Source organism: uncultured Jatrophihabitans sp. (assembly GCF_964246335.1).
In the GTDB taxonomy this organism is placed as follows: domain Bacteria; phylum Actinomycetota; class Actinomycetes; order Mycobacteriales; family Jatrophihabitantaceae; genus Jatrophihabitans.
The window spans coordinates 45,376-54,022 of record NZ_CAXTQF010000018.1 but is presented as its reverse complement, the minus strand read 5'-3'; the positions used below and the strand labels follow the sequence as shown (position 1 = coordinate 54,022).

Genomic DNA, 8,647 nt, shown 5'->3' with positions numbered 1-8,647 from the left:
CGCCGACGCGCGCGACGATCCACCACCGGCCGAGGCGCGGCAGCCGGACCCCGCACCCGATCAGCCCTGACGACCTTCGACCACCTGCTTGAGCGTTGCGAGGTCGCCGGCCACCAGGTCGACGTCCCGGGCGAAGTCGTCGTCGCTCATGCCCGGTAGCCGCCGCGCGGTGAACACGACCTCGCAGCCGGCGCCGTCGGCGAGCACCCGCAGGTGGACGTGCAGCGTCGTGCCGTCGGGCAAAGTGACGTCGTGGTCGGCCACGCCGAAGTCGTTGCGCGGCACGAAGGCGATCTCGATGCGGCCGGCGGCGCTGTCGGCGACCCAGCGGCCGTCGACCTCGCGGAGCGAGCTGCCCAGGCCCTGTGCCCACTCGGCGAGGTTCGCCGGGTTGCGGACGTAGTCGTAGACCTCGTCGGCGCGATTATCGACACCGATGCTCACGTGCCGCGATTCGCTCATGCCGCCACCGTCTCACTCGCCGCCGACACAGCCCGGCGCTCAGTCCGTCGGCGGCCGCCGACGGGTCGACTTGAGGTCGCTGCGCCGCTGCTTGGCCTGCAGCCGGCGCTCCCGAGCGGACCGCGACGGCTTGGTCGGCCGGCGCGGCGGCGGTGGAGGCGCCAGCGCGGCCGCGACCAGGTTGCGCAACCGCCCGCGGGCCGCGGTGCGGTTCTGCAACTGTGCGCGGTGCTCGGAGGCGACGACCGAAAGCACGCCGTCGGTCAGCCGCGGCGCGAGCTCGACGAGCAGCCGCTGCCGCTGACCGGGCGTCAACGCGGTGGACGCCTGCACATCCCACCGCAGCTCGACGCGGCTGTCGGTGGTGTTGACGCCCTGACCGCCCGGCCCGGACGCGCGGCTGAACGTCTCGACGAGCTCGGCGGACGGGATGGTCAGACCGTCGGGCAGCCCACGCTGCGCCGCGATGACGACGTCGTCCGGCACGAGCTGTTGGCGGTCAGGGTGCCGCGGGCGAGTTCTGCACCTCGCGCATCCACTGCGTGACCTCGTCCGCGTCCCGCGGCAACATTGCCGACAGGTTGATCGGGTCGCCGTCGGTGACCACGATGTCGTCCTCGATGCGTACGCCGATGCCGCGCAGCTCAGCCGGCACCGACAGGTCGTTCGGCTGGAAGTACAGGCCGGGCTCGACCGTCAGCACGTAGCCCGGCGCGAGGGTGCCGTCGCGGTACTCCTCGTTGCGGGCGAGCGCGCAGTCGTGGACGTCGATACCGAGCATGTGCGACGTGCTGTGCAGCGTGAACCGCCGGTGCAGACCCGCGCCGGGCTGCTCGTCGTCCTCGGCGCACGACACCTGCGCGGTGACCGGCGAGACGCCCCACGAGTGCAGGTGATCGGCGAGCACCCACATCGCCGCCTTGTGCGCGGCGAGGAAGTCGGCGCCGGCCTTGACCTCGCCGATGCCCGCAGCCTGTGCCTCGGCCACCGCGCGGTAGACCTTGCGCTGCGCGGGCGTCCAGCTGCCGTCGACCGGCATCGTGCGCGTGACGTCGGCGGTGTACAGCTCGTCGGTCTCGACGCCCATGTCGGCGAGCAGCAGGTCGCCGCGGTGCACGCTGCCGTGGTTGCGCCACCAGTGCAGCGTGGTCGCGTGCGCCCCGGACCCGACGATCGAGGTGTAACCCACGTCGTTGCCCTCGAGCCGCGCGCGCCGCCAGAACGTGCCCTCCAGCCAGCGTTCGCCGCGCACATCGGTCCGGTCGAGCACGGCCGGCAGCTCACGCGCGACGTCGGCAAAACCGCGGGCCGTGGCCTCGCACGCGAAGCGCAGGCGCGCCAGTTCCCATTCGTCCTTCGTCAGCCGCGCCTCGTCGAGCACCCTGCCGAGCGGCTCATCGGTGCCCCGCGGCAGCAGGTCGTCGACGCTACGGTCGAAGCCGCGCAGCAGCGCGCAGTCGGTGTCGCGCAACGCGCGCAGCTCGCCGGCAAGCGCGGCGAGCGGCCGGATGCGCAGGCCCAGGACGTCCGCGGTGTCCGCGGCGTTCGGCACGTTGCCCACCCACACGGCGCCGTGCGTGCGGCTGGTGAAGTATCCCGGATCGCCCGCCTGCGCGTACTCGCGGATGTAAAGCGTGCTGTCGTGCCCGTCGGGCGTCGGGGTCATGACGAGCACGGCGTCCGCGGCGGTCTCGCCGGTCAGCCAGGTGAACGCGCTCGCGGCCCGGAACGGGTAGTCGGTGTCGTTCGCGCGCACCTTCATCGCACCCGCGGGGACGACGATGGGCGTGCCCCGCAAATGTGCGGACACGGCGGCGCGGCGGCGGGCGGTGTGCGGGGCGATGTCCGGCGTCGCGGGATGGGGCATCGGCGGGGCGGGCTCCCACTCGCGGGCGATGGCCTCGAGCAGATGGTCCGGCAGCTTGATGTCGTGCGACTCGGTGTCGTCCGCCGCGTCGGTGACCGGATCCTCGGCCAGTGGTTCGTCGTCATGCGAATGCTCGGCCATGGCCCTGATCCTATGACCGCTCCGGGCGTCCGTGGATGGGCGCGGCACCCTTGCCTGCGGCCCGGATCGTGCTTGAGTGGCCGCATGCAGCCAGGTGCGGAGTATCGCGACTCGCCACTGGATCGCGACGACGAGTACGGCTCGGCCCAGGAGCCGGGACGCCTGCGTGCCGGCCGGCCGGTCCGGCGCGCGCGGATCGGCCTGCTGTTGCTGTTCGCGTTCATGACCGAGGTCATCGTCATCGCGGCGGCGGCGAACCAGGCCGTCACGGACAGCATCGACAAGTCGCACCACAACCCCCGGGGCCTCACCGGCGGGTTCGAACGCGCGCTCGAGACCTACGAGTGGCGCTTCACGCCGCGCGCGCACGACGTCTTCCACGTCGGGACCGGCAACTTCGCGCTCATCGGGACGACCGTCGTCATCTCACTGCTGCTGATCTTCGTACTGGTTCGCGGGCCGTTCTCGTTCGGCCGCGCGTTCTTCGGTACCTGGGTGGCTGTCGCGGTGGCGACGATGATCGGCGGGTACGTCCGCGGCCTGGTCGTCGACACCCCGGCGTACTCGCAGCGCGGCATCCCGGCCCGCGCGCTGTTCAGTCAGCTGGCGCCCGGCTCGACCGTGTTCCTCGGCGGCCTCGTGCTCGGCCTGGTGGTCGCGATCGTCGTCGGCATCTTCGGCTTGATCACCCGTCGCGAGGACGAGCCGGTCGTCGCGGGTGAGCCCGGCTACCCGGACGAGCGGTACGCCGCCCAGCAGTACGGCGACGAACGGTACGGCGACGAACGGTATGCGACGGAGCGCTACGGCGACGAGCGTTACGGCGATGCCGGCGGCTACGGCTCGCGGGGCTACGGCACTGCTGACAACCCCACGGGGGCCGTGCCCTGGCAGGACCGGTACAACGCGCCCGGCGAGGCGGGTGACGCCGGAACCCACGGCTACGAGCAGCGTGCCGGCGAGCCGCACACCGATTCCGCCGACACCACTGCACTACCCGCGATGACGCCGCGTCAGGACGCCGAGCGCACGGATCCGGAGCGGACTGCCGCGTTGTCGAACGACGCGCCGCAGCGGGCGCCCGGCAGTACCCAGGCGCAGGACGCGCACACCACGGCACTGCCGCGCGCGGGCGAGTCGGGCGCCGACGCAGGCGCGGCGCAGGAGCAGGGCGCCGCACAAGGTCAAGGCGCGGCCCAGCAGACGACGCAGTTCCCGCGGCCGCCGGACGACGAGGACATCGAGCCCGAGCATCACTGAGGTCGGGCCACTGAGGTCGGGCCACTGAGGTCGGGTCACTGAGGTCGGGCCGCGAACTTATACCTAGCAACGGCTGCGATCGAGGCGCGAAACACGGCCACAGCTGGGCACAAGTCGCGCTGCCGGTACGTCGACGCGCTCATCTGATCCGCCGCGCCGCGCGCTGGGACCACCACCCCGCCGCGCAACCGCCAACTATCTGTCGTCGGTGCGACGGATAGTTGGCGTTTCTCCGGAGGCCCTGACAGGCGCGAGCCCCGACACGCCGCCGGCACGAGAGCGCGTCCTGGCGGCCTGCGGCACAGGGCGGCTCAGGACGGGACGGCTCAGGTCAGGACGGCTCAGGTCAGGACGTCGAAGCCGATGCCGGCCTTGCGCAGCCGGTCGACCAGCGCGTCGCCCAGAGCCGTCGCGGTGGTCACCTGACCGGCCGTGGCCGGCAACTCGTCGAAGGCCAGGCTGAGCGCGGACTCCGCGAGCATCTTGGCGGTCTCGTCGTAACCCGGGTCGCCGCCGGACACCCGCGTCACGACACGCTCGCCGCTCTCGGCCGCGCCGACGAACGTCACCGCGAACCAGCTCTTCGCACGGCGCTCCGCGGACGGCCCGTCACCCGGCTGCAGACGGCCGAGCAGCAGCCGGCGCGCCGGCGGGATCTGGGCGAGTGCGAACAGGCCACCGACCCCGAGCGCACCGCCGAGGGCGATACCCACGTTCGGCAGCGTCGCGAAGTGTGCGTACCGGAAATCCGGACCGTAGCGCGGGACGGCGCGAGCGGACCGCGCGACGATCTGTGGGTCGATGGTCGGCAGCGGTACTGCCCAGCCGCCGTTGACCGGGTCGCGGTGCGGACGCCCGGTGACCGCCTGCGCAGACCGCGCACCGTCGTGCGGCTCCAGCTCGCGGCGTTCGCGGGCCGCGGCGAGGTTGCGCCGCGGCCGGCTGAACGCGGTGATCGCCGAGTGGTAGGTGCCGCCGGAGAACGCGCCGGACGCGCGCAGGTAACCCTGCACGGTTAGCGGCTCGTCGGCGGGCAGCTGTTCGACCGTGAACAACGCGCCGAGGTCGTGCGGGATCGAGTCGAACCCGGCCGCGTGGATCAGCCGCGCGCCGGTGTCCAGCGCGGTGCGGTGGTGCCGCACGTAGGACGTGTTCACGAACTCCGGCTCACCGGTGAGGTCGAGGTAGTCGGTGCCGCTCGCCGCGCACGCCGCGACCACGGCGTCGCCGTAGAGCACGTACGGGCCGACCGTGGTGATCAGGACCCGCGTCTGCTGTGCCATCTCGCGCAGGGAGCTCTCGTCGCCGGTGTCAGCGACCAGCAGTGCGGTGTCGGCGAACGCCGGGTCCAGCGCAGCGAGGTCGTGCCGCACCTGCGCCAGCTTCGCGGTGTTGCGCCCGGCCAGCGCCAGCCGGCAGTCCGGTGGCGCGTTGCTGACCAGGTACTCGGCGGTCAGCCGGCCGGCGAAGCCGGTGGCACCGAAGACGACGATGTCGAACGGACGCTCGTCCCGCGCAGTCATCCCCTGTATCTAGCCACCACGGCTGCGGCCGAAACCGGCCGGTGCGCGCCGACGACAGCTCAGGGCACGGGCACCGCGCGGATGACCACCGGGACCTTCGTCGGGTCCAGCTCGGTGGCCTGCGAAACCCCGGCCGGGGTCAGCGTGTCCATCACCTTGGGCACCGACGACGGGTTGACCGAACAGATCGGCGCAGTGTCGCCGGCCGGGCAGACGCCGAACGTGTAGTCCTGCCCCGGCTGGGTGAAGTTGCGCGCCTGGTCGGCGCCGCCCTGGCCGTCCTGCCCGGTCAGCGCCGCCGCGAACGACCACCCGGCGGCGGGCGTGCCGAACTGCGCTTGCGGCAGCGCCACGGTGATGGTGTTGCTCGCCGTGGACGCCACGACCGCGGCCGAGCCGACCTGGTTGCCGTTCGCGTCGACCCACACCGGCGGCGCGAAGCCCTGCACCTCGATGCGTTGCGCCCACGCGTCCGCGGACGCGATGGAGTAGTTCCGGCTCGCCGCGGCAGCCGACGTCGATGTGGATGCGGCCGTCGGCTGATGCACGTACACGTCGAGCAACTGCGCGCCGTCGATGGAACCGAACGTCGGCACGAGGTTGCGCAGCGTCGTGCGCAGGTACACCGTGTTGTCCTTGGTCAGCACCTGGAACCGGGTGATGTCGAACGAGCCGGGCGCGAAGTTCGACGACGTCGGGTACTGGTACGTGCCCGGACCGTTGTCGTCGCCCGCGGGATCGGTCGCGTCGAGGACGGTGGTGCCGCCGGTCAGCTCACCCTGCACGGTCACCTGCGCCGTGCCGGTGCCGCGGGCCGTCGTCGCGGTCACGGTGATGACATCGGACCCGAACCCGACGGGCACCGATACGGAATACGCGCCGGTCGATGATGCGCGGGTCGAGGCGAACGACGTCGTGCCGCCGGAGTCGGTGGCTGTCGAGGCGACACTGACCAGCGCCCGGGGTGCGGTGGTGCCGCTGACGGTCGTGGCGCCGCTGACGTCCTGGTTCGCGGTGGGCGACGTGATCGTGACGGGCAGCGCAGCCGGCGCGGCGTGCCGCACGTAGCGGTCGGCGGTGATGCTCGGGCGGTCGGTGATCCGCCCCGCGCCGAGATCGGTGATCAACCGCAGCTGCTGCGCCTGCGCCCAGGTCAGCGGTGCCGCCGACCCAGCGGCCTGGCCGTCGCGGAAGCCGATCGACGCGGTGGTCGGGTCGGTGCCGTACGGGTCGGCGGCGACGTTCGGGTCCTCCCACGCCTGCTCGGGCACGAGGCCGACGCCGGACGCGGAACGCAGCATGAACGACAGCTGCGATCTTGCGAGTGACGCGTTACCGGTGGAGATCGCGGACTCCGCGCGCTCGCCGGACAGCACGGGCCACAGGTGACCACTCCCGGTGTCGGTGGTCGGCCACGGCTGGCCGTCCTTCGGGCAGCTCGTGGGGTCGGGCGTCCAACAGTCGCCGTACCCGTCGACCGAGCCCTGCGACGCGTCGAGACCGTAGCGGTAGTACCCGGTGCCGCTCGGTGTCGACTTGGAGATCTGCTTGTCCAGCACGGCCAGCGAGTTGACGACGTCCGGGTCGGACGCGGACAGCTCGCCGAGCCGCACGAGCTCCTGGAAGCCGCCGTCGATCACCGCACGCTGGTCGGTGTCGACGCTGCCGTTGCCGAGGTTGTAGGTGTACGCCGAGTTCGGGTCGCCGTTCTTGGTGAGCCGGAGGAAGTACGGCTTCGGGCTGTCCGGCCCGTTGGTGGTGAGATCCCACTTCTTGATCGAGCGTTGGTAGGTGTCCGCAGTCGCCTGGTAGACGCGCGCGCCGGTGACGTCGCCCTGCCGTTGCGCGATCTTCGCCGCCGCGGTCAGGCCGGCGATCTCCGCCGCGATCGTCGACGGTGAGTAGCCCGACTGCTCCTCCCACCGCTCGTTGCCGAACGCCGGGCCGTGGCTGACGACGAAGTTCGCCGCGGGCGCGATGTGCTTGCGGTACAACGAGCGGTCGCCGCCCAGGCCGGTCAGGTACGCCATCAGGATCGGGTAGGAAGTTTCGTCGAGCTGGTCGCCGCCGGTGTCCGGCGCGACCTTGCCGTTGAGCAGCGAGTTGCGCGGCATACGCCCGTCGGCCTGCTGCTGCCGGTCGAACAGGAACAGCGTTGCGGCCCGGGCCGCGCCCAAGTCGCCGTCGGCGAGGAACCCGGTGACGCCCTCGTAGAGGTCACGGGCGAACACCTCGCGGTACGAGCCGAAGTAGACCGGCTTGCCGCCGACGAGATCGCCCGCGCTGACGGCCTGGCCCCACGGGCTGGCGAGCGAGGCCACCAGTGCGCCGTCGAACGTCTTGTCCAGGCTCGCCTTGAGCACATTCGCGTCGAGGTAGTACGCGGCCGCGTGCGAACGGGGGCGCTTCAGCGAGTTGTCGTAGCGCTGCCACTGCCGGCCGTACGTGCGCGCCGCCGAGTCCCAACCGCCGCGCAGCGATGCGCCCGCGGTGCGCTGTGCCTGCGCGTCGGTGCGCCCGAAGCCGAGCGCGAGATCGACGGTGCGTCCGCCGATGCGCGGCGTCACGTCCGCGGTGGCGACGACGTGCCCGTTCGGCGCGCTCGCGTAGTCGTGCAGGCCGTGCGTGGCATCGAGCTGGGTCAGGCCGTCCGACGCCGAACCGGCATAGCCGACCGATGCGTCGTGCAGCGTCGGCGAGTCCAGCGCCATGAAGGTCGGCTTCGCGTAGTCGCGGTTGGCCGCCTGGCTGACGGTGCCGGTGTCGCCGACGACGGGTACGCCGGACGGACCCACGCTGCCGGTGTCGGCGCCGCCGTTGGCTGTGCCACCACCGCCGTTGCCGTTGACGTGCGCGTCGAGCCGCACGTACACGGACAACCCCTTCGCACCGGCGAGCCGGGTGCGGGCGAGCACGGTGTCGCGTTGCGGATCGGCGAGGTACGTGGTCGTCAACGTGTAGCCGTGCGCCTTGCTGCTGGCCGTGACGGTGCACGCCATCCCGCCGTCGGATGCACGGACCGTGTAGGTCATGTCGCGCTGCTGCAGGTCGGTGAACGTCGTGCCGTCGGTGACGGCGTACTGCATCGACTGCACGTTGGTGTTGTCGATGTTCGGCTCGTAGACGTCGGACAGCACGCCGCCCGCGACGGTGAACCACACCTTCGACGTCGTGTTCCGCGCGGTGCCCACACAGTCCTTGCGTGCGAGGTCGAAGCGCGAGAGCACACCCGGCGCGCCCGGCGCGCTGCCGCCGCCGGTGTCGTCCGGACGTGCCTGCGACTGCGTCGGAACGGCCAGCAGGCCGAGCGCGGCGATCGCGCATGTCGCGAGCGCGGTGACGGTCCGGCGGGGGAGGGAACGGCGCACGACGGCTCCTCGACAGCAGTGGCGAA

Annotated in this window: 6 protein-coding genes; 1 reads left to right on the top strand and 5 read right to left on the bottom strand. The window is 72.0% G+C overall.

The window, feature by feature from the left end; genetic code table 11:
- Window positions 1-60 precede the first annotated feature (60 nt).
- From ACFFCN_RS07755 to ACFFCN_RS07745, 3 genes are read right to left on the bottom strand one after another with little or no spacing between them, the layout of a single operon-like run.
- On the bottom strand, window positions 61-462 hold the full coding sequence (locus tag ACFFCN_RS07755) for an SRPBCC family protein (RefSeq protein WP_375490570.1): 402 nt from the start codon (window positions 460-462) through the stop codon (window positions 61-63).
- 39 nt (window positions 463-501) lie between these two features.
- Complete coding sequence (arfB, locus tag ACFFCN_RS07750) at window positions 502-948, bottom strand: alternative ribosome rescue aminoacyl-tRNA hydrolase ArfB (RefSeq protein WP_375490569.1); 447 nt, start codon at window positions 946-948, stop codon at window positions 502-504.
- 13 nt (window positions 949-961) lie between these two features.
- Complete coding sequence (locus ACFFCN_RS07745) at window positions 962-2,470, bottom strand: aminopeptidase P family protein (protein ID WP_375490568.1); 1,509 nt, start codon at window positions 2,468-2,470, stop codon at window positions 962-964.
- Window positions 2,471-2,554: 84 nt separating this feature from the next.
- On the opposite strand from ACFFCN_RS07745, the gene ACFFCN_RS07740 reads away from it, so the two are divergent.
- Window positions 2,555-3,730, top strand: a complete 1,176-nt coding sequence (locus tag ACFFCN_RS07740; RefSeq protein ID WP_375490567.1) for a hypothetical protein — start codon at window positions 2,555-2,557, stop codon at window positions 3,728-3,730.
- Between the two features lie 341 nt (window positions 3,731-4,071).
- Here ACFFCN_RS07740 and ACFFCN_RS07735 read toward each other — a convergent pair whose 3' ends face one another.
- Complete coding sequence (locus ACFFCN_RS07735; RefSeq protein WP_375490566.1) at window positions 4,072-5,253, bottom strand: saccharopine dehydrogenase family protein; 1,182 nt, start codon at window positions 5,251-5,253, stop codon at window positions 4,072-4,074.
- A gap of 59 nt (window positions 5,254-5,312) precedes the next feature.
- Window positions 5,313-8,621 (bottom strand): glucodextranase DOMON-like domain-containing protein, encoded by a 3,309-nt coding sequence (locus ACFFCN_RS07730; protein ID WP_375490565.1) that lies wholly within the window; start codon window positions 8,619-8,621, stop codon window positions 5,313-5,315.
- Window positions 8,622-8,647: the final 26 nt, after the last annotated feature.